General features: G+C 72.5%; 19 protein-coding genes and 1 pseudogene. 7 read left to right on the top strand and 13 right to left on the bottom strand.

Annotated features, from left to right (window positions below; translation table 11 throughout):
• Window positions 1–52 precede the first annotated feature (52 nt).
• Window positions 53–226: a hypothetical protein gene (locus WQO_RS22560; protein WP_010058494.1), complete on the bottom strand. Its 174-nt coding sequence runs from the start codon at window positions 224–226 to the stop codon at window positions 53–55.
• Between the two features lie 24 nt (window positions 227–250).
• Between WQO_RS22560 and WQO_RS22555 the strand changes: the two are divergent.
• Together WQO_RS22555 and msrA are read left to right on the top strand one after the other, a co-directional pair.
• Window positions 251–1,027, top strand: a pseudogene (locus WQO_RS22555) (LysR family transcriptional regulator); the annotation flags it as partial.
• A 75-nt stretch (window positions 1,028–1,102) separates the two neighbouring features.
• Window positions 1,103–1,768: a peptide-methionine (S)-S-oxide reductase MsrA gene (gene msrA / locus WQO_RS22550; protein WP_010058498.1), complete on the top strand. Its 666-nt coding sequence runs from the start codon at window positions 1,103–1,105 to the stop codon at window positions 1,766–1,768.
• Between the two features lie 53 nt (window positions 1,769–1,821).
• On the opposite strand, the gene WQO_RS22545 is transcribed toward msrA, so the two are convergent.
• The 3 genes from WQO_RS22545 to gdhA form a co-directional block, all read right to left on the bottom strand.
• Window positions 1,822–2,274, bottom strand: coding sequence for a helix-turn-helix domain-containing protein (locus WQO_RS22545; protein ID WP_010058500.1), 453 nt, complete (start codon window positions 2,272–2,274; stop codon window positions 1,822–1,824).
• Window positions 2,275–2,283: 9 nt separating this feature from the next.
• The gene (locus tag WQO_RS22540) at window positions 2,284–2,760 is read right to left on the bottom strand and encodes a hypothetical protein (RefSeq protein ID WP_335339652.1); all 477 of its coding nucleotides are present in this window, start codon (window positions 2,758–2,760) and stop codon (window positions 2,284–2,286) included.
• A gap of 329 nt (window positions 2,761–3,089) precedes the next feature.
• A complete protein-coding gene (gene gdhA / locus WQO_RS22535; protein ID WP_010058502.1) occupies window positions 3,090–4,478 on the bottom strand; it encodes an NADP-specific glutamate dehydrogenase in 1,389 nt (462 codons plus the stop codon).
• Window positions 4,479–4,974: 496 nt separating this feature from the next.
• Between gdhA and WQO_RS22530 the strand changes: the two genes are divergently transcribed.
• Window positions 4,975–5,427 carry an RDD family protein gene (locus WQO_RS22530; protein WP_010058503.1) on the top strand — a complete coding sequence of 151 codons (453 nt, stop codon included), beginning with the start codon at window positions 4,975–4,977 and terminating at the stop codon, window positions 5,425–5,427.
• Here the strand turns inward: WQO_RS22530 and WQO_RS22525 are convergent.
• The 4 genes from WQO_RS22525 to WQO_RS22510 all read right to left on the bottom strand — a co-directional run bounded on the left by WQO_RS22525 (window position 5,394) and on the right by WQO_RS22510 (window position 9,589).
• Window positions 5,394–6,941, bottom strand: coding sequence for a SpoIIE family protein phosphatase (locus WQO_RS22525; protein ID WP_010058504.1), 1,548 nt, complete (start codon window positions 6,939–6,941; stop codon window positions 5,394–5,396). The two genes, WQO_RS22530 and WQO_RS22525, sit on opposite strands and share 34 nt — an antisense overlap.
• Window positions 6,942–7,086: 145 nt before the next feature.
• Window positions 7,087–7,452, bottom strand: coding sequence for a DUF1330 domain-containing protein (locus WQO_RS22520; protein ID WP_010058506.1), 366 nt, complete (start codon window positions 7,450–7,452; stop codon window positions 7,087–7,089).
• A 227-nt stretch (window positions 7,453–7,679) separates the two neighbouring features.
• Window positions 7,680–8,948: a L,D-transpeptidase gene (locus WQO_RS22515; protein ID WP_029182092.1), complete on the bottom strand. Its 1,269-nt coding sequence runs from the start codon at window positions 8,946–8,948 to the stop codon at window positions 7,680–7,682.
• 236 nt (window positions 8,949–9,184) lie between these two features.
• The gene (locus WQO_RS22510; RefSeq protein ID WP_010058509.1) at window positions 9,185–9,589 is read right to left on the bottom strand and encodes a hypothetical protein; all 405 of its coding nucleotides are present in this window, start codon (window positions 9,587–9,589) and stop codon (window positions 9,185–9,187) included.
• Window positions 9,590–9,741: 152 nt separating this feature from the next.
• Between WQO_RS22510 and WQO_RS22505 the strand changes: the two genes are divergently transcribed.
• On the top strand, window positions 9,742–10,041 hold the full coding sequence (locus WQO_RS22505) for a hypothetical protein (RefSeq protein WP_010058510.1): 300 nt from the start codon (window positions 9,742–9,744) through the stop codon (window positions 10,039–10,041).
• Between the two features lie 82 nt (window positions 10,042–10,123).
• Here WQO_RS22505 and hutH read toward each other — a convergent pair whose 3' ends face one another.
• From hutH to WQO_RS22480, 5 genes are all read right to left on the bottom strand, one after another.
• Window positions 10,124–11,674 carry a histidine ammonia-lyase gene (gene hutH / locus WQO_RS22500; RefSeq protein ID WP_010058511.1) on the bottom strand — a complete coding sequence of 517 codons (1,551 nt, stop codon included), beginning with the start codon at window positions 11,672–11,674 and terminating at the stop codon, window positions 10,124–10,126.
• A gap of 76 nt (window positions 11,675–11,750) precedes the next feature.
• Window positions 11,751–12,905 (bottom strand): GGDEF domain-containing protein, encoded by a 1,155-nt coding sequence (locus tag WQO_RS22495; protein ID WP_010058512.1) that lies wholly within the window; start codon window positions 12,903–12,905, stop codon window positions 11,751–11,753.
• A gap of 103 nt (window positions 12,906–13,008) precedes the next feature.
• A complete protein-coding gene (locus tag WQO_RS22490; RefSeq protein WP_010058513.1) occupies window positions 13,009–13,821 on the bottom strand; it encodes an enoyl-CoA hydratase/isomerase family protein in 813 nt (270 codons plus the stop codon).
• 113 nt (window positions 13,822–13,934) lie between these two features.
• Window positions 13,935–15,134, bottom strand: a complete 1,200-nt coding sequence (locus WQO_RS22485; protein WP_006127111.1) for an adenylate/guanylate cyclase domain-containing protein — start codon at window positions 15,132–15,134, stop codon at window positions 13,935–13,937.
• Between the two features lie 238 nt (window positions 15,135–15,372).
• Window positions 15,373–16,242 carry a biotin--[acetyl-CoA-carboxylase] ligase gene (locus tag WQO_RS22480; RefSeq protein WP_010058518.1) on the bottom strand — a complete coding sequence of 290 codons (870 nt, stop codon included), beginning with the start codon at window positions 16,240–16,242 and terminating at the stop codon, window positions 15,373–15,375.
• A gap of 245 nt (window positions 16,243–16,487) precedes the next feature.
• Here WQO_RS22480 and WQO_RS22475 point away from each other — a divergent pair, with 245 nt between their 5' ends.
• The 3 genes from WQO_RS22475 (at window position 16,488) to mmpB (ending at window position 18,522) form a co-directional block, all read left to right on the top strand.
• Window positions 16,488–18,068 (top strand): acyl-CoA carboxylase subunit beta, encoded by a 1,581-nt coding sequence (locus WQO_RS22475; protein WP_010058519.1) that lies wholly within the window; start codon window positions 16,488–16,490, stop codon window positions 18,066–18,068.
• Between the two features lie 42 nt (window positions 18,069–18,110).
• Window positions 18,111–18,317: an acyl-CoA carboxylase epsilon subunit gene (locus tag WQO_RS22470; RefSeq protein WP_010058521.1), complete on the top strand. Its 207-nt coding sequence runs from the start codon at window positions 18,111–18,113 to the stop codon at window positions 18,315–18,317.
• A gap of 76 nt (window positions 18,318–18,393) precedes the next feature.
• Entirely contained in the window at window positions 18,394–18,522 is a 129-nt protein-coding gene (mmpB, locus tag WQO_RS37160; protein ID WP_010058523.1) for a morphogenic membrane protein MmpB, read from the top strand.
• Window positions 18,523–18,531 lie beyond the last annotated feature (9 nt).

Genomic DNA, 18,531 nt, shown 5'->3' with positions numbered 1-18,531 from the left:
TCCGTACGGCTGCATGGTCCGGCGGGGCGGGGGCCGGGCCGTCGCGGCGGGGTCAGGCCTTCCCGGGCACGGCGGGTGCCTCGGGCACAGGGGCCCGGCCCGCCGCCGTCGTCACCAGCGCACCCGCCACGAGCGCCGCGCCCGTCACCGTGACCGCCGTGACGCCGACGCCGTCCGCCACCAGCCCGCCGGCCAGCGCCCCGAGCGCGATGGCCGCGTTGAACACCCCGACGAACAGCGAGGAGGCGGCCTCGTGAGCAGGATCGGCGGACGGCTGGTCGACCGCACGAGCCGCCGGGTCCGGCTCACCCCGCTGGGCGAGCGGCTGCACGCGGGGCTGCGGCCGGCCTTCGACGCGATCGTGGAGACGATCGAGGAGGTCCGGGAGGCGGCGCGCGGCGTGGGCGGGGTGTTCCGCATCGGCTTCCAGGGGACGGCGAACGATCCGTTCATGCGGGCGGTCACGGCGTTCCGGGACGGACATCCCGACTGCGCCGCCGAGATCGTGGAGATACCGCTCTCGGATCCGTTCGGCGCGGTGCACCGGGGCGAGGTCGACGCGGCGGTGGTGCTGATGCCGGTCCGGGACGACGCGCTGGTGCTGGGCCCGGTCTTCTCCGCCCGGCCGCTGACCCTGGCCGTCTCCGACCGGCACCCGTACGCGCGCCGCCCCGGCATCGACGCCGAGGACCTGGCGGGCTGCCCGCTCATCGGCGTCTCGGGGGCGGCCCCGGAGTACTGGCGGCTCGCCCAGGCCCCGGTCGTCACGCCCGGTGGCCGCGCGATCCCGGCGGGGCCCGCGGTGGGAAGCCTGCAGGAGGGCCTCGCCCTGGTGCGGGCGGGCCGGGGCGGGATGCTGCTGTGCGACCCGACGGCCGACTACTACGGCAGCCACGCGGTGACCTTCGTCCCGGTGACCGGACTCCCGGAGTCCTCCCTCGCGCTGGTGTGGCACCGGAACCACGAGACGGCCCGGACGCGGGGCTTCGCCCGGGCCCTGGCAGACGTCGCCGAGGCCGCCGGGTGACTGGCGGGCCCCGGAATCCCGGCGGCCGCTCCCTTGTTGTACGTACCGAACACCAACCCCCCGGAGGAGCCCCGCATGTTCCTGAACCACCGCACCCCCGTGCTCCCCACCCCGGAGCAGGCCCTGCGCGGCCGCCCCGTCCCCGAATTCACCGTCCCCTCCCGCCACACGGTCCTCGGCAACCCGCTGGTGGGCCCGTACCCGGAGGGCCTGGAGGTGGCGGACTTCGCGCTGGGCTGCTTCTGGGGCGCGGAGCGGAAGTTCTGGCAGACGGAGGGCGTGTGGACGACGCTCGTCGGCTACCAGGGCGGCTACACGGAGAACCCCACGTATGAGGAGGCCTGCTCGGGCCTGACCGGTCACACGGAGGCGGTACGCGTCGTCTTCGACCCGGCCGTCGTGTCGTACGAGGAGCTGCTGAAGCTGTTCTGGGAGTCGCACAACCCGACCCAGGGCTTCCGCCAGGGCAACGACGTGGGTACCCAGTACCGCTCCGCGGTCTACACCCACTCCCCCGCCCAGGCAGCGGCGGCCGACGCCTCCCGTGAGGCGTACCAGAAGGTCCTGACGGCCTCGGGCCACAAGGAGATCACCACGGAGATCCTCCCGGCCGAGGGCCGCCCGTTCTGGCCGGCGGAGGCGTACCACCAGCAGTACCTGGACAAGAACCCGGGCGGCTACTGCGGAATCGGCGGCACGGGCGTCTCCTGCCCGATCGGCGTGGCCCCGGCCGAGGGCTGAGCCAGGGCCTCGCGTCCGGGCCGGGCCTCCGGCAGCACGCCGCCGCCCGTCACTCAGGCCGCCAGGAGCACGCCGCCCATCGGACCCGCCGGGCCGGTCGGACGGACCGGGCCGCTCGTCCGTACCGGCCGGTGCCCGCTCGCTGCCCCCAGCGAGCGGGACCGGGTCCGGTCGCGGGCCGCCGTGAGGCTCACCAGCCGCTCCCCCGCCAGCGCCAGGACGTCGGCGAGGCTCAGGCCGAGCGCCTGGGCCGCGGCGGCCAGCACCTCCGAGGAGGCTTCCTTGCGGCCGCGCTCCACCTCGGAGAGGTACGCCATGGAGATCCGGGACGCCTCGGACACGTCCTTCAACGTCCGGCCCTGCGCCCGGCGTTCGCGGCGCAGCACCTCCCCGACGAGGTCGCGCCAGAGCGGCTCCCGGGGCAGGTCCCGGGGTGCCGGGTCCGCCGCCGTCGGGAGCGGGCGCAGGGGGATCACGTCGGCCTGGTTCGTCGCTCGGATGGTCACCGTCCCAGGTTAGGAGCTCGGCGCCCCCTCGGCACGGGGTGGGCGTTGCGCTGCGGGCGGATCTGCTGTCGGCGAAGTTCCGTGCCAGACGGCTGTGTTCGGAGAACGGGCGGTCCGGCGACGGTAGTAGGCGATCGCCAGAGCGATGGTGATCGGCCCCCAGGCGGCGACGGGGGTGACGCAGACCGTCGCCAGCGCGCTCCAGGCCTCGTTGGTGTACGCGACGGTGTCGACGACGCCGTAGAGGGTGAGGCTGCGGTCGTCGCCGAGAGGGACGGCCGTGAAGAGGGCGGTGAGGATCAGGCCGCCGAGGACCGCCGGGACGAAGGCGGCCGTCGGCCGGATGCGTCTGCCGCCGATGAGCGGTATCCAGGCGGGTGCCACCTCGCCCCAGCCCCGGACCAGCCCGATGGTCAGGATCGCGATCACTTCCGTCAGCACGCTGAGCCCGAGGACGTACGGGATGCTCAGCCAGTGGGCGGGCATGCCGCCCGCCTGTACCTGCCCCATCTCGAAGTGCACGGCGAAGGGCAGCCGCCACAGGCACGCCGGCAGCAGGAGCAGCGGTAGCGCGTGGGCCAGGCGTCGCCCAGCGGGGAACGGGCCGCTCGGTGTCCCCCGCGGGCGGGGGACGGTGGAAGAGCTTCGGGGTCATGGCTCCACCCTCGCGGGGCGGGCCCGACGGCGAATCCCCCGCGCGGGCCGGGCCGCTCCCCCGCGCGGGGGAGGCCGTAGGCACCGGCCTCAGCCGTGCGGGGCAGCGGTCGCCGGGGAGGCGTCGACGCCTCCCCGGTCCGCATCGCCCCCGGCGTCCGTCAGATCAGCCCCTGCGCCAGCATCGCGTCCGCGACCAGCTCGAAGCCCGCGATGTTCGCGCCGACCACGTAGTTGCCGGGGCTGCCGTAGCGCTCCGCCGTCGTGTAGCAGGAGTCGTGGATGTGCCGCATGATCTCGGCGAGGCGCTCCTCGGTGTGGGCGAAGGTCCACGAGTCCCTCGACGCGTTCTGCTGCATCTCCAGCGCGCTCGTCGCGACCCCGCCCGCGTTGGCCGCCTTGCCCGGGGCGAAGGCGACGCCCGCCTCCTGGAGGATGCGGACCGCCTCCGGCGTGGTGGGCATGTTGGCGCCCTCCGCGACCGCCTTGACCCCGTTGCGTACGAGGTTCAGCGCGTCGTCCTCGTGGAGTTCGTTCTGCGTGGCGCAGGGCAGGGCCACGTCCACGGGGACCGACCACACGCCCGTTCCGGGCACGAACCGGGCGTGGGCGCCGCGCCGTTCGGCGTACTCCGCGACCCGGCCCCGGCCGGCCTCCTTGATCTCCTTGAGGAGGGCGAGGTCGATGCCCTTCTCGTCGACGACGTAACCGCCGGAGTCCGAGCAGGTGATGACGGTCGCGCCGAGCTGCTGGGCCTTCTCGACGGCGTAGATGGCCACGTTGCCCGAGCCGGAGACCGCGACGGTCTGGCCCTCCAGGGACTCGCCCCGGCTGCGCAGCATCTCGGCGGTGAACAGGACCGTGCCGTAGCCGGTGGCCTCCGTACGGGCCTGGGCGCCGCCCCAGCCGAGGCCCTTGCCGGTGAGGACGCCGGACTCGTAACGGTTGGTGATCCGCTTGTACTGGCCGAAGAGGTAGCCGATCTCCCGGCCGCCGACGCCGATGTCACCGGCGGGCACGTCCGTGTACTCGCCCAGGTGGCGGTGGAGTTCGGTCATGAACGACTGGCAGAACCGCATGATCTCCGCGTCGGACCGGCCCTTGGGGTCGAAGTCCGCGCCGCCCTTGCCGCCGCCGATGGGCATCCCGGTGAGGGCGTTCTTGAAGATCTGCTCGAAGCCGAGGAACTTCACGATGCCGAGGTTGACCGAGGGGTGGAAGCGCAGCCCGCCCTTGTAGGGGCCGAGCGAGCTGGAGAACTCCACCCGGAAGCCGCGGTTGACGTGGATGTCGCCGGAGTCGTCCGACCACGGCACCCGGAAGATGAGCTGGCGCTCCGGCTCGCATATGCGCTCGATGATGCGGGCATCGACGAACTCGGGGCGCTGCGTCAGCACAGGACCGAGCGTCTCCAGGACCTCACGGACCGCCTGGTGGAACTCCTGCTCACCCTGGTTGCGGCGCAGGATCTCGGCGTAGAGCGGCTCGATGACACGGGCTGCGGCGTCCTGCGTGCGGGCGGAGTCGGGCGAGTCGGGGATGACCGGCATCTGATCAAGACCTTCCGTGGTCGGCTCGTGCGCGTCGGCGCCCCCGTCCCGGAGGGCACCACCGGTCCGATTGTCCAACGCTGTCCGATGATCTTCGAGGGCCATCCACATAGTGGCCATGATCAGGCGTTTCCCCCGCTTCCGGACCCGTAACCGCCGCAAGGCACCGTCGGGTGGACCGTGGGGGTCCGGTGAAACAAGGGGCCGGCGTGCTTGTTACCCGTCAGGAACAGGGACACCCCGCCTGACGTTCAGTCATGATGCCCCCATGACCAAGCCACGGGGGCGTCGGAGAGGGCAGCCTCCTGACGAGTTACGGGCGTCGCGCGGGGCGCACCGGGCCGGGGACGGCCCGCCGAGGTCCCGCCCGGTCCCGCCCCCGCCGCCTCCCGTACGGGCGCCCGCGCGAGCGGCGTATCCGGCCTACGCCCGCCCCTCCGCCTATCCCGCCCCGGGGCCCCGCGGGCAGCCGCGCCTGCCCAAGGGCACGGCGGACATGCGCCGGTATCTGGCGGTCGGGCTCGACGCCTATCTGTGCCTGCTGGCCGTCGGGCTGCTGGTGCGGTCCTGCCTGGCCTCCGGCGGGACGGGGCGCGCGATCGCCCTGCTGGTCGTCCAGCTGACCGTGCTGTCGTTCGCCAACCAGGTGCTGCTGACCATGGCCGTCCGGGCGAGCGCCGGAAAGCTGATCATGGGCGTCCGGGTGATCCGGCTGCCCGACGCGGGCCGGCCGGGCTTCCGCAGGCTGGTGCTGCGCTGGCTGTACGGCCTCCTCTGGCTGCCGCTCCAGCCCTGGCGCCGGCTCCGCGGCCCGGCGGCGGCCGACGGCGGCCCCGAGCGCCCCGCGGGACGCCCCGCCGAGCCGTGGGAGGACCTCGCGGGGGTACGCCAGGTGCGGCGCAGTGATCTGCGGTCCTACCGGGCGGCGGTGCGGGGGCGTACGGACTGATCCTGCCCCTCGCCTCGCCCTGCGGGGCCGGCACCGGCCCGGGCGATGAGCAGAGCCACGTCGTCGCGCTCTCCGCTGTGCCGCAGGGTGTGCAGAAGCAGGTCGCAGGTGGCGTCCAGCGAACGGCGGGGGTCGTCGAGGACGTCGAGGAGAGCGTTCAGGCGTGCGTCGATCGGCTGGTCGCGCGTCTCGACGAGTCCGTCGGTGTAGAGGACGAGCTGGTCTCCCCGCTCGAGAACGATGGAGGTGGATTCGAAGGAGATGCCGCAGCCTCCCAAGGGAGCGCCGGTGGGCAGGTCGAGGAGCTCGCGTCTGCCGTCCGGACGCAGGAGGACGGGCGGCAGGTGCCCGGCAACGGACAGGTCGCATCGCCCGGTGCGGGGGTCGAAGACGGCGTAGACGCAGGTCGCGATGGTGTCGAGGCCGTCCGTGATGTGGTCGAGGTGGTGCAGGACCCGGGCCGGGGGCAGATCGAGATCGGCGAGGGTTCTCGTGGCGGTGCGCAGCTGTCCCATGGTGGCCGCGGCTGCCACACCGCTGCCCATGACGTCGCCGACGACGAGGGCGGTCTTGTCGCCGGCCAGGGGAATCACGTCGAACCAGTCCCCGCCGATCTCGATCGTCGCCTGGGCGGGGCGGTAGCGGAAGGCGACCTCCAGCCCCGGCCGCTGTGCGGGTGGGTGGGGCAGCAGGCTGCGCTGGAGGGTGAGGGCGGTCCGGCGCTGTTCCTCCACGGCGCGATGCCGGTCGGTGACGTCGACGCTGGAGGTGGCCACTCCCAGGACTCTCCCGTCGGAGGATTCGAGCCGGTAGAACGAGATCGACCAGGCGTGGTCATGGTCCGGGTCGGCCGGCGTGCGGCCCACGGTGTACTGGTCCACGACCGGTGTCCCGGAGGCCAGGACCTCGCGCATGGCACCTTCGAAGGCCGCGTCGAGGCGGGGCAGCACCTCACTGACGTGCCGGCCGACGTGCTCGGCGGCGGGCACACCGTTCATCCGTTCCTCCGCGGGGTTGACGGAGATGTACCGGAGGTCGGTGTCCAGCATGGCCAGCCCGATCGGTGCCTGGGAGACCAGCTGGGCGGACAGGGCCAGGTTCCGCTCCACCCGCCGCAGCGTCGTCCGGTCGGTGGCGAGACCCAGGGCCCAGTATGCGCGCTGGTCGTCCTGCAGCCGCATGCTGCGGAACTCGACCACCCGCGTGCTGCCGTCCTTGTGCCGGACGGGAAAGACGCCGGCCCAGCTCTCGCCGTCGTCCATGACCTGGGAGAACAGCGCCAGCACCGTGTCGAGGTGTTCCTTGTCGATCAGCAGATGGCCCGCGTACTTGCCCAGGGCCTCCTCGGCGCTGTAGCCGAAGAGGATCTCGGCCTGAGGGCTCCAGAGGTCGATCCTGCCTTCGGCGTTCAGCAGGACAGCGGCCACGTTCAGCACATCCAGCAGGCCACCGGGGTCCGACGGCGCCACGGCCGAAGAGCCGGGATCGTCCTGGAAACGCTCGGTGGCACCCATGGCCCAGGCTCCTCCCAGCCCCCCGTTCCGGCTGTCGTCCGCCGGTGCGGACCATGTGCCGGCACCGGTCTCCCGGCTGCTCCATTGTCCCCCTCGCGACCTGGGTGGGCAGCCCAGGAGCGGGAGCCGCGGGCCGAGCCCGGTCTCAGGCCTCCCGCGCCGTACGGTCCCGCGCCGCCCGCATCGCCGCCGCCGTGGCCGACGCGTCGTACTCCGGGCCGACCCCGGGAACGATCACGACGTCACCGTCCAGATGCCGGGTGCGCAGCGGCAGGATCCCCTGGTAGGCCGGGGAGGCGTACCAGGCGCGGGCCTCCGCCACCCCGGGAAAGCCCACCATGACCACCGCGCCCGGCCAGGCCCCCTCCACCACCTCCGCCTCGGCGCCGTGCACCAGGAAGCGGCCCCCGTAGGGCTCGAAGGTGGCCTGGATCCGCTCGATGTAGTGCAGCACCTCGTCCTGGACGGGGCCGTCGGCGGGACGCAGGTGGGCGATGGCGTACGCGGTCATGGTCGGGCCCTCCGGAAGGATGGTCGGGGTGGATCCCCTCGACACCCTCGATGCTGCCGGGCGGAGCGGAGACCGTCGATTACCTCGGAGGTCATGCCAGAGGGCCGCCGGGCCCGGACACGCCGAAGGCGGCGGTCCCGGGGTTTCCGGGGCCGCCGCCTTCGGGCGGGGACGGGGTGGTGCGGAGAAGGGGAACCGGCGGACCGGGAGGGGAGCCGGTGGGCGGATCAGGCCTGGGAGCCGGCCGTCCACTCCGCCCAGCTCATGTTCCAGCCGTTGAGGCCGTTGTCCGGGGTGATCGTCTTGTCCGGGGAGTTCTTGACGATGACCACGTCGCCGACCATCGAGTTGTCGTAGAACCAGGCGCCGGGGGCGTTGGGGTCGTTCGCGCCCTTCACGTCGGCGAGGCCCACGCAGCCGTGGCTGGTGTTGGCGTTGCCGAAGATGCCCTTGCCCCAGTAGTTGCCGTGGATGAAGGTCCCCGACGTGGACAGGCGCATGGCGTGCGGCACGTCCTTGATGTCGTACTCGCCCTTGCCGTCGTCATCGGTGAAGCCGACGGTGGCGCCGTTCATCCGGGTCTCCTTGTGCTTCTCGGAGATCACCATCTGACCGTTGTACGTGGGGTTGTCGGGGGAGCCCGCGGAGATCGGGATCGTCTTGATCGTCTTGCCGTCGCGGGTGACCGTCATCTGCTTGGTCTTCGCGTCGACGGTGGAGACCTGGTTACGGCCGATCTTGAAGGTGACGGTCTTCTGCTGGACGCCGAAGACGCCGTCCGCACCCTCGACGCCGTCGAGCGCCAGCTTCAGGGTGACGGTGGAGCCGCCCTGCCAGTAGTCCTCGGGGCGGAAGTCCAGGCGCTGGCCGTTGAACCAGTGACCCACGACCTCCTGGCCGCTGCTGGAGCTCACGGTGATGCCGTCCTGGACGGCCTTCCTGTCCGTGATCTCCTTGTTGAAGTTGATCGAGACGGGCATCCCGACGCCGACCGTGGAGCCGTCCTCGGGGGTGAAGTTCCCGATGAAGCTGTTGTCGGGCGAGACGGTCGTGAAGGAGCTGTTCTCGTGGGCCTCGCGGCCCTTCGAGTCGGCGGCCGTGGCGTCGATCTTGTACGTGGTGGAGCGCTCCAGCTGACCCGCGGGCTTCCAGCTGGAGCCGTCGGCGGCCAGCGTGCCCTCGACCGGGGTGCCGTCCTGCGTCGTCATGACGACCTCGGTCAGCTTGCCCTTGGTGACGGTGACCTGGGCCGCGTTGTTGATGCTGGCGTTGGTGGCGCCGTTCTTCGGCTTGATCGCTATCTGCGCCTCGGAGGCGTCCGCGGCTGCCGCCTTGTCGACGTCCTGCTGCGAGGACTCCGAGGTGCCGGTGTTCGCCTTGCCACCCTTGTCGCCGTCGTCGGTACAGGCCGAAAGCACCAGCACGCCGCCGAGCAGTGCGGACACGGCCACGAGGCCCTTGCGCCGCTTGCTGTCCGTCATCACACGCTTCTCCATCGTTGCCGATTTCCCCAAAATCCCCGGACGGGACCGCCAGGCGGCATTCCCCGTCAATGTTCCAAGAACACCCGGGAAGGGCGGTCCGTTCCGCATCCTCGACAGATGTGGGGAACACCACTCATCGACGCCGCCCCGGCGGTCATGGTTCCCGTGGCAGCGCCCCGGTTTTCCTCCGCCGCACGGCGCGGCCCCGGTCCGCAGCAGAGCGGGGCCGGGGCCGGTGTTCTCACACGTCACACCCGCTGCGCGGGGCCACCGTCCTCGCCGTCGTTCATCCCATTGTGCGCGACCGTGTCGCCGTACCCCTCCTCGTCGTCCCCGTCCCGCGGCAGGAAGAGACCCTCCTCGCCGTCGTCCGCGTCGTCCCAGCCCTCCGCGTCGGGGTCGTACTCGATGGATTCGCTGCTCCAGGAGGCCTGCGCGAGCTCGACCCCCGGCACCTCGCTGACCAGGTCGAAGGGGTCGACCAGGGAGGCGAGGGCCTCTGCACCGTCTGCCCGGACCGTGGCCTCGGCATGCATCCGCTCCTCGGCGGACTCGCTCCCGCCGACGCCGGCGACGGGCTCCCCGTACTCGGCGGCGATCGATTCGAGGGCGGTGCCGGTCAGGGCGTCGAGGTCGGTGACCTCCAGCACCATCTCGACCCGAAGTCGAACAAACCTGGATGTCTCATCTGTGCTCATGGCCGGAGCGTACGGCCCGGCGGGGCCACGACTTTCCACCGACCCGCTGCTTTGCTTAGCATCGGCCCACGGGGCTAACTCATGGTTGTCGCAAGGGGATCGAATCTGTGTCCGTCGCTCGTCGCACACTGCTGACCGCCACCGCCGCAGGCACGCTGCTGGCCGCTCTCTGGTTCGTCCCGTCGGCCAACGCGACCGGTGAGAACGCCGAGCAGCAGGGCGGCCCGGCCGCCACATCCGACCGGACCGCCGGGAAGGCCGACGCCGCATCCGAGGCGCGTCTCGCCGACACCGGTCCGGGTCTGGACACCACCCCGTATCTCATCGGCGGTACCGCCCTGTTGGGTATCGGCGCGGGCTTCGTCACGTACTCGGTGCGCCACTCCGGGACGCGCTCGGCCTACTGACCCGGTACGGGTACGCATACGAAGAGGGCCCCCGCACCCCCCCGGCGCGGGGACCCTCCTCCGTACGCGTAGGGGAGCCGGATCAGGCCAGCGGCCCGGTGACCGGCTCCACGGCCGCGACCAGGCGCCCTTCCCGTACGAACGTGTCGGCCGCGGCCAGGTCCGGCGCGAGGAAGCGGTCCGGGCCCGGGCCCTCGGCTCCGGCGGCCCGCAGCGCGGCCACGGCGGCCTGCGAGGCGGGGGCGGGGACGAGCCCCTCGGCGGCGCGCAGTTCGACGGCGCGGGTCGCCGCGTACAGCTCGACGGCGACGATCCGGGCCAGGTTGTCCACGGCGGTACGGAGCTTGCGCGCGGCGGACCAGCCCATGGAGACGTGGTCCTCCTGCATCGCGGAGGACGGGATGGAGTCGGCGGACGCGGGGACCGCGAGCCGCTTCATCTCGCTGACCAGGGCGGCCTGGGTGTACTGGGCGATCATCAGGCCCGAGTCGACCCCGGCGTCGTCCGCGAGGAACGGCGGCAGGCCGTGCGAGCGGTTCTTGTCGAGCAGCCGGTCGGTGCGGCGTTCGCAGATGGAGCCGAGGTCGGCGGCGACGATCGCGAGGAAGTCCAGGACGTACGCGACGGGCGCCCCGTGGAAGTTGCCGTTGGACTCGACCCGGCCGTCGGGGAGGACCACCGGGTTGTCGACGGAGGAGGCCAGTTCGCGGCCCGCGACGACCGCCGCGTAGTCCAGGGTGTCGCGGCCCGCGCCGTTGACCTGGGGGGCGCAGCGCACCGAGTAGGCGTCCTGGACCCGGGGCGCGTCGTCCTGGTGATGGCCCGTCAGGCCCGAACCGGCCAGCACCCGCAGCATGTTGTCCGCGCTGACGCCCTGACCGGGGTGCGGGCGGATGGCGTGCAGCTCGGGGGCGAGCACCTTGTCCGTGCCGAGCAGCGCCTCCAGGGAGAGGGCGGCGGTGATGTCGGCGGAGGTGTAGAGGTTCTTCAGGTCGGCGAGGGCCATGACCAGCATGCCGAGCATGCCGTCGGTGCCGTTGAGGAGGGCGAGGCCCTCCTTCTCGGCCAGCTCCACCGGGGCGATGCCGTGGGCGGCGAGCAGTTCGCCGGCCGGGCGGACCGTGCCGTCGGGACCCTCCGCCTCGCCCTCGCCCATCAGGGTGAGCGCGCAGTGCGAGAGGGGCGCGAGGTCTCCGGAGCAGCCGAGCGAGCCGTACTCGTGGACGACGGGCGTGATGCCCGCGTTCAGCAGGTCCGCCATGGTCTGCGCGACCTCGGGGCGTACGCCGGTGTGGCCGGAGGCGACCGTCTTGAGCCGGAGGAACATCAGCGCGCGGACGACCTCGCGCTCGACGCGCGGGCCCATGCCGGCCGCGTGCGAGCGGACGATGTTGCGCTGGAGCTGGGCGCGCAGCTCGTGGCTGATGTGGCGGCTGGCGAGGGCGCCGAAGCCGGTGGAGACGCCGTAGACCGGCTCGGGCTTGGCGGCGAGCGCGTCCACGATGAGACGGGCGGCGGCAAGCGCGTCCACGGCGGCGGCGGCGAGCTCGACCCGGGCGCCGTGGCGGGCCACGGCGACGACGTCCTCGGCGGTGGTTCCGGACGTCCCTACCACGACAGTGTGCATATCCATATTCAGCAGCGTACGGACTGAAACCCTCCATGTCACTAGTGCTGCCGTACAGGGCCCCTTACGGCACCGGCCGGACTCACGGCCGGTTGCCGCGCAGCCTGCGCCGGTCGTGCGGGGACTTCGGCGGGGAGTCCGCGAGCCGGATGACCTCGCCGTCCCGCCCGGCCACCACAGGCCCCTGGGAGCGGGCCGCCTTGGCCCGGTACTGGGCGGCGTCCGCGAGCCGGAACAGCCGCCGAGCCGAGCGCACGGGGCCGATCGGGTCACCGGTCGACGCGACCCCGCAGGCGACGCCTTCGCCCAGCTCGATCACCGCCGCCCGGTCGCAGAGCTCGGTGGCGACCCCGACGACCGCGTCGGCCGGGGGGCCCGCCGCGAGCAGGCAGAACTCATCGCCGCCGAGCCGGGCGGCCAGCGCTTCCGGCAGCATCGCCCCGCACAGCGACAGCACCGAGCCGAAACGTTCCAGCAGGCGGTCGCCGACGGCGTGGCCGTGGGTGTCGTTCACCGCCTTGAGGCCGTTCAGGTCGCAGACGACGAGGCTGACCACCGTGTCGTCGACCCGGTGCCGCTCGACGGCCTCGTCGAGCTGGATGTCGACCGCGCGGCGGTTGGCGAGGCCGGTCAGCGGGTCGGTGAAGGCCAGCTTGCGGACCTCCTCCAGGCGTTCGGTCTGGGCGATCCCGGAGGCCACGACGGCGGCGAGCACGGTCGCGAAGTCGGCGTCGGCCCGGTCGAAGACGGGCTGCCCGGCCGGCCGCGCCACATACAGCTCGCCCCACGCCCGGCCGTGCAGCACGATCGGCGCGACCACGCAGCAGCCCCGGCCGCGCCGCCGCAGCGCGGCGACCCGCTGGTGGCAGTACGGGCGGGCGCCGCGCGCCGGACCACCCGCTCCGGCCTGCCCGTCGGCGGTCTCCACCCAGGCGTCGGGTTCGCCGCCGCCGGCCCAGCGCTCGTGCAGGAACTCGGTGATCTCCGGGAACTCATGGACCGGGTAGGCCTCCTCCTCGGGGAACTCCTCCTCCCCCTCGGCCCGTTGCCCCGCGTTCACCAGCACCCGCAGCCTGCCCCGGTCCCGCTCCCACACGGAGAGCGCGGCAAAGCTCCCGCTCAACGCCTCGCAGGCGCCCAGCGCCGCCGCTCGCCACGATTCGCGCGGCGTGTAGGCCGCGGCCATGGTCTGCGCCAGCGAAACCACGGCCCGCAGCCGTTCGTCGTCACCACCCATTTCTACAGCCTATGTAGATTTGTCCCCTTTTGATCAGTTTGGTGCGTAACTAATTTCAACTATTTCGCGCCGGGAGACCACCCTGCGTCACGGACGCGCATCGTCACTCGCCGGGCCAGTCCGGGCGCCGCTTCTCGTTGAACGCGGCCACACCCTCCGCCCGGTCGCCGGAGAAGGCCACCGACCGCCAGGCCGCGTCCTCGACCTCCAGGCCCGCCCGCAGATCGAGCCCCTGCCCCAGCCGGAGCGCCTTCTTGGCCGCACGCAGCCCGACCGGCGAGTTGGCGGCGATCCGGGCGCCCAGCGCGAGGGCCTCCTCGCGGTCCCGGCCCGCCTCGACCAGCTCGTCCACCAGCCCCAGTTCGCGTGCCTCGGCGGCCTCGACGCGGCGGGCGCTGAACACCAGCTCGGCGGCGCGGGCCGCACCCACCCGGCGCGGCAGCAACTGCGTACCGCCGCCGCCCGGGATGACGCCCACGGACACCTCGGGCAGCCCGACCACGGCGGTGGCGTCGGCGACGATCACATCGCAGGCGAGGGCGAGTTCGAAGCCGCCGCCGAGGGCGAAGCCGTGCACGGCGGCGATCACCGGCATCGGCAGCTCCAGGACCCCGGTGTAGGCGGCACGGGCGGTGGGCCGCTGGCGGACGAGGTCGGCGTCGGAGAAGGAGTTGCGCTCCTTGAGGTCCGCGCCCACGCAGAAGGCCCGCTCATGGCTGGAGGTCAGGACGGTGGCCCGGACGTCCCGGTCGGCGCCGAGCGCGTCGCAGGCGGCGGCGATCGAGCGGGCCATGTCGGTGGAGACGGCGTTCATGGCCTTCGGGCGGTCGAGGACCAGCTCGGCGACGTGGTCCTGCCCCTCGTGCCGCCGTACGACGACGAACTCCCCGAACCGCTGCTCGGACGTGACGGTCATGGCTGCACCCCTGTCGGTCGACTGCGCCCGTTAACGAGCGTTACCCGGCAGGAATCCTATGCAGGACCACCGGACCGCCGACAGGGCGAAGCCGCAACCGATGCCGTAACCGCTCAGGAGCCGGTCTTGCCGCGCCGGGCCAGCAGCCACGGCTCCACCACGCCGAGCCCGCGCACCGGGCGCTGCCACATCGGCTGGAGCCCGAAGCGGTACGTCGGCAGCGGCGGCTCGTCGTCGGGCTCGCGGCCCTCCTTCTCGGCGAGCCGGGCCCGTTCGGCGGCGGCCGCGACGGCTTCGGCGGCCTGTGCCTCGGACTCCGGGGCGTCGCCGTGGCGGACGAGCTCCTTGGCGAACGCCCCGTCGACCAGGACGGCGTCCTTCGGAGCTATCGAGGTGAGCCGGCTGGCGAGGTTCACCGTGGTGCCGAAGACATCGCCCATCCGGGTGGTGACCGTGCCGAAGGCGATGCCGACGCGCAGGGCGGGCATCGTCTCGTCCTGGGACATCGCCTCGATCAGCCGGAGGGCTATCTCGGCGGCCGTGCCCGCGTCGTCGGCGGCGAACAGCACCTCGTCGCCGAGGGTCTTGATGAGCCGGCCGCCGTGCGCGGCGACCAGGTCGGCCGCGGTCGTCTCGAAGGACTCGACCAGCTCGCCGAGCTCCTCCTCCTCCAGGCGCCGGGTCAGCCGGGTGAAGCCGACGAGGTCCGCGAAGCCGACCGCGAGCCGTCGGTCGACCATCTCCTCGTCGTCCGCCGCCTGCACGACCCGGCCGGTGGCGGCGGCCAGCTGGCGCCGCCACACGTAGACGAGGAACTCCTGGAGCTCCGGGAGCAACAGCTCGACCAGCGGATAGGTGACCTCGGTGCGGGTCATGCCGGGCTCGGGCGGCTCGGTCAGGCCCTCCAGGAACGAGTCGATCTGCCATTCGGCCAGCCGGGCGGTGGTCTGCCCGGTGGAGCGGGCGACCTGGATCGCCATCGGCTCGCTGAGCAGCCCCGCCTCGACGAGACCGGCGAGCCGCCGCAGGGCGAGGACGTCGGCCTCGGTGAGCGCCTTGGCCTGGCCGATGTCGGCGAAGCCCATGGCCCGCCAGAACCGGGAGGCCAGATCCATCGAGACGCCGGCGGTGCGGGCCGCCTGGAACGGCGTGTAGCGCCGGTCGGCCCCCAGGATCAGCGCTTCGAGGCGGATGGCGAGGGGGTCGTCGGTCGGTTCCACCGTGTGGTCGACCTCGTGGTGGGGTGTGGCGTGGACCGAGGAGTCCGCCCCGGGCTCCTCACCCGCGCCGGACGACGTGTCGCCGACGGTCACCAGCCGCCTCCTGCCCGTTCCCTGCGCACTGCCTGCCGATCTGTCGCTGATCGCCCCAACAGTGATCTGTCGCTGGATCGCCTCAACAATACGGCAGGTGTGCTCTGGCTCACGTCCTTGGTCGCCCGTCCTCGGTGCGTCGCGCGTGACATCAGCGGAGGAAGCGCTCTCACGTCCGTACGCCATCGGGGGCGGCGGCCGCCTCGGGTCCCTGTGCCATCGGGGGTCGAGGGCCGCCTCAGGTCAGGCCGCCCGCCGCGCCGCGCAGGTGGACGATGTCCCCGGCGGACACCGGCTGCTGGAGCCCGTCCTCGGTGGAGAGGACCAGCCGGCCGTCCCCGTCGATCGCGACCGCCTCGCCGACCAGGGACGCACCCCCCGGCAGCTCGGCCCGCACCCTCCGGTCGAGCGTCGCGCAGCCCGCCGCGTAGGCGGCCTGGAGCCCGCTCGCGGCCGCGTCGCCGCCGGCCGCCTTCCATGCGCCGTACCAGTGCTCCACCGAACGCAGGACGGCCCGCAGCAGGGTCTCCCGGTCGGTGGAGATGGCCCCGGCGAGGGCGAGGGAGCCCGCGGTGGGGGCGGGCAGTTCGTCCGCGCGCAGGGAGACGTTGATACCGAGGCCCACGACGATGCCGTCCCCGGCGAACTCACCGAGGATGCCACCGGTCTTGCGCTCCTCGCCCTCCACCGAGACCAGCAGGTCGTTGGGCCACTTCAGCGACATGTCGACACCGGCCGACTTGGCGAGCCCGGTCGCGGCGGCCACCCCGGCCAGCAGCGGCACCCATCCCCACCGCTCCACCGGGATGTCGCCCGGCTCCAGGCAGACCGAGAAGAAGAGACCGGAGCGGGGCGGCGCGGTCCAGCTCCGCTCCAGCCGCCCGCGCCCCGCGGTCTGCTCCTCGGCGACCAGCACCGCGCCCTCGGCCGCCGCCCCGGCGCGGGCCCGCTCGGCGAGGTCGGTGTTGGTGGATCCGGTGGACTCCACGACCTCCAGCGACGTCCACAGCGCGTCCGGCCGCAGCAGTCCGCGGCGCAGCGCGGTGGCGTTGAGAGGGGGCCGGTCGAGGTCCGACCAGCGGTTGTGTGACGCATCCGGTGGTGTCATGCAACCCAGCCTAGGTGTGGCAAAGGACGCACTGCCTTTCCGGAGACGCGCCGATACCCTACGAGGCAGTAACCGCAGAGTGACGAACAAGAGCGCCAGAGCAGAGCCCGTACGAACACAGCACCAGCGCGGATTCCGGATCCGCGTGACGAGTCAGTAGCCGCAGAGCCGGACGGACGACCGCCCGTCCCCCCGTGACCACCATCCGGTCGCCGTCCGCGTGACCAGGCAGGGAGCCTCCCCCGATGTCCGAGCCGCAAAGCGACATCCACACCACCGCCGGCAAGCTCGCGGACCTGACGCGCCGCATCGACGAAGCGACGCACGCCGGGTCGGCCCGCGCGGTCGAGAAGCAGCACGCCAAGGGCAAGCTGACGGCCCGTGAGCGGGTCGAGCTGCTCCTGGACGAGGGCTCCTTCGTCGAGCTCGACGAGTTCGCCCGGCACCGCTCCACCAACTTCGGCATCGAGAAGAACCGCCCGTACGGGGACGGGGTCGTCACCGGTTACGGCACGGTCGACGGCCGCCCGGTCTGCGTCTACTCGCAGGACTTCACGATCTTCGGCGGTTCGCTCGGCGAGGTATACGGCGAGAAGATCGTCAAGGTCATGGACTTCGCGCTGAAGACCGGCTGCCCGGTGATCGGCATCAACGACGGCGGCGGCGCACGCATCCAGGAAGGCGTCGTGGCGCTCGGCCTGTTCGCCGAGATCTTCCGCCGCAACGTGCACGCCTCCGGTGTCATCCCGCAGATCTCGCTGATCGTCGGCCCGTGCGCGGGCGGTGCGGTCTACTCCCCCGCGATCACCGATTTCACGGTGATGGTCGACCAGACCTCGCACATGTTCATCACCGGACCCGACGTCATCAAGACGGTCACCGGTGAGGACGTCGGCTTCGAGGAGCTGGGCGGCGCCCGTACGCACAACACCACCTCCGGGGTGGCGCACCACATGGCGGGCGACGAGAAGGACGCCATCGAGTACGTCAAGTCCCTGCTGTCGTACCTGCCGTCGAACAACCTCTCCGAGGCCCCGTCCTTCCCGGAGGAGGCGGACCTCGCCACCACGGACGAGGACCGCGAGCTGGACGCGCTGATCCCGGACTCGGCGAACCAGCCGTACGACATGCACACCGCGATCGAGCACGTCCTGGACGACGCCGAATTCCTGGAGACCCAGGCCCTGTTCGCGCCGAACATCATCACCGGCTTCGGCCGGGTCGAGGGCCACCCGGTCGGGATCGTCGCCAACCAGCCGATGCAGTTCGCCGGTTGCCTGGACATCGACGCGAGCGAGAAGGCGGCCCGCTTCGTCCGCACCTGCGACGCGTTCAACGTCCCCGTCATCACCTTCGTGGACGTGCCGGGCTTCCTGCCGGGCGTGGACCAGGAGTACGGCGGCATCATCCGGCGCGGCGCGAAGCTGATCTACGCCTACGCGGAGGCGACGGTCCCGCTGATCACCGTCATCACCCGCAAGGCCTTCGGCGGCGCGTACGACGTGATGGGCTCCAAGCACCTGGGGGCCGACCTCAACCTCGCCTGGCCGACCGCGCAGGTCGCCGTCATGGGCGCGCAGGGCGCGGTGAACATCCTGCACCGGCGCACCATCGCCGCCGCCGAGGACCCGGACGCGACCCGCGCCGAGCTGATGGCGGACTACGAGGACGCGCTGCTCAACCCGTACGTGGCGGCCGAGCGCGGATACGTCGACGCGGTGATCATGCCGTCCGACACCCGGGCCCACATCGTCAAGGGCCTGCGTCAACTCCGTACGAAGCGGGAATCCCTTCCTCCGAAGAAGCACGGCAACATCCCGCTGTAGCCGTCGGCCCACCCGCTCACCCGTTCACAGAGAGGTCTGCCCATGATCAAGGTCGTACGGGGCAACCCCACCCCGGAGGAGCTGGCCGCCGCCGTGGCGGTGGTCCAGGCGCGTGCCGCCGCCGCGTCCGCCGTGTCGTCCGGCGCCCCGCTGCCGCCCGAGCAGTGGTCCGACCCGGGCCGTATCGCCCGCACCGGCCGCCCGCAGCCGGGGCCCCGGGCCTGGGCCCGGACGTACTGGCCGGCCTGAGCCGGAACCGGGCGTCGCCGCCTCTTGAGTACCCGTACTCAGGCGCGGCGGCGCCCGGCGCAGCAGGATCGGAAGCATGCTGTGGTCCGATCCCGAGAACAAGCCGCCGAAGGAACTGCGTGACGCCCAGGCGATGATGCGCAGAGCCGGCGTGCTGCTGGCGCTGGCGATGCTGGTGGCGATGTTCGTGCTCGGCATCCACTGACCCGGCGCC

Source organism: Streptomyces globisporus C-1027 (genome assembly GCF_000261345.2).
Taxonomy (GTDB): Bacteria; Actinomycetota; Actinomycetes; order Streptomycetales; family Streptomycetaceae; genus Streptomyces; species Streptomyces pakalii.
This window is presented reverse-complemented; position numbering and strand designations above follow the sequence as displayed.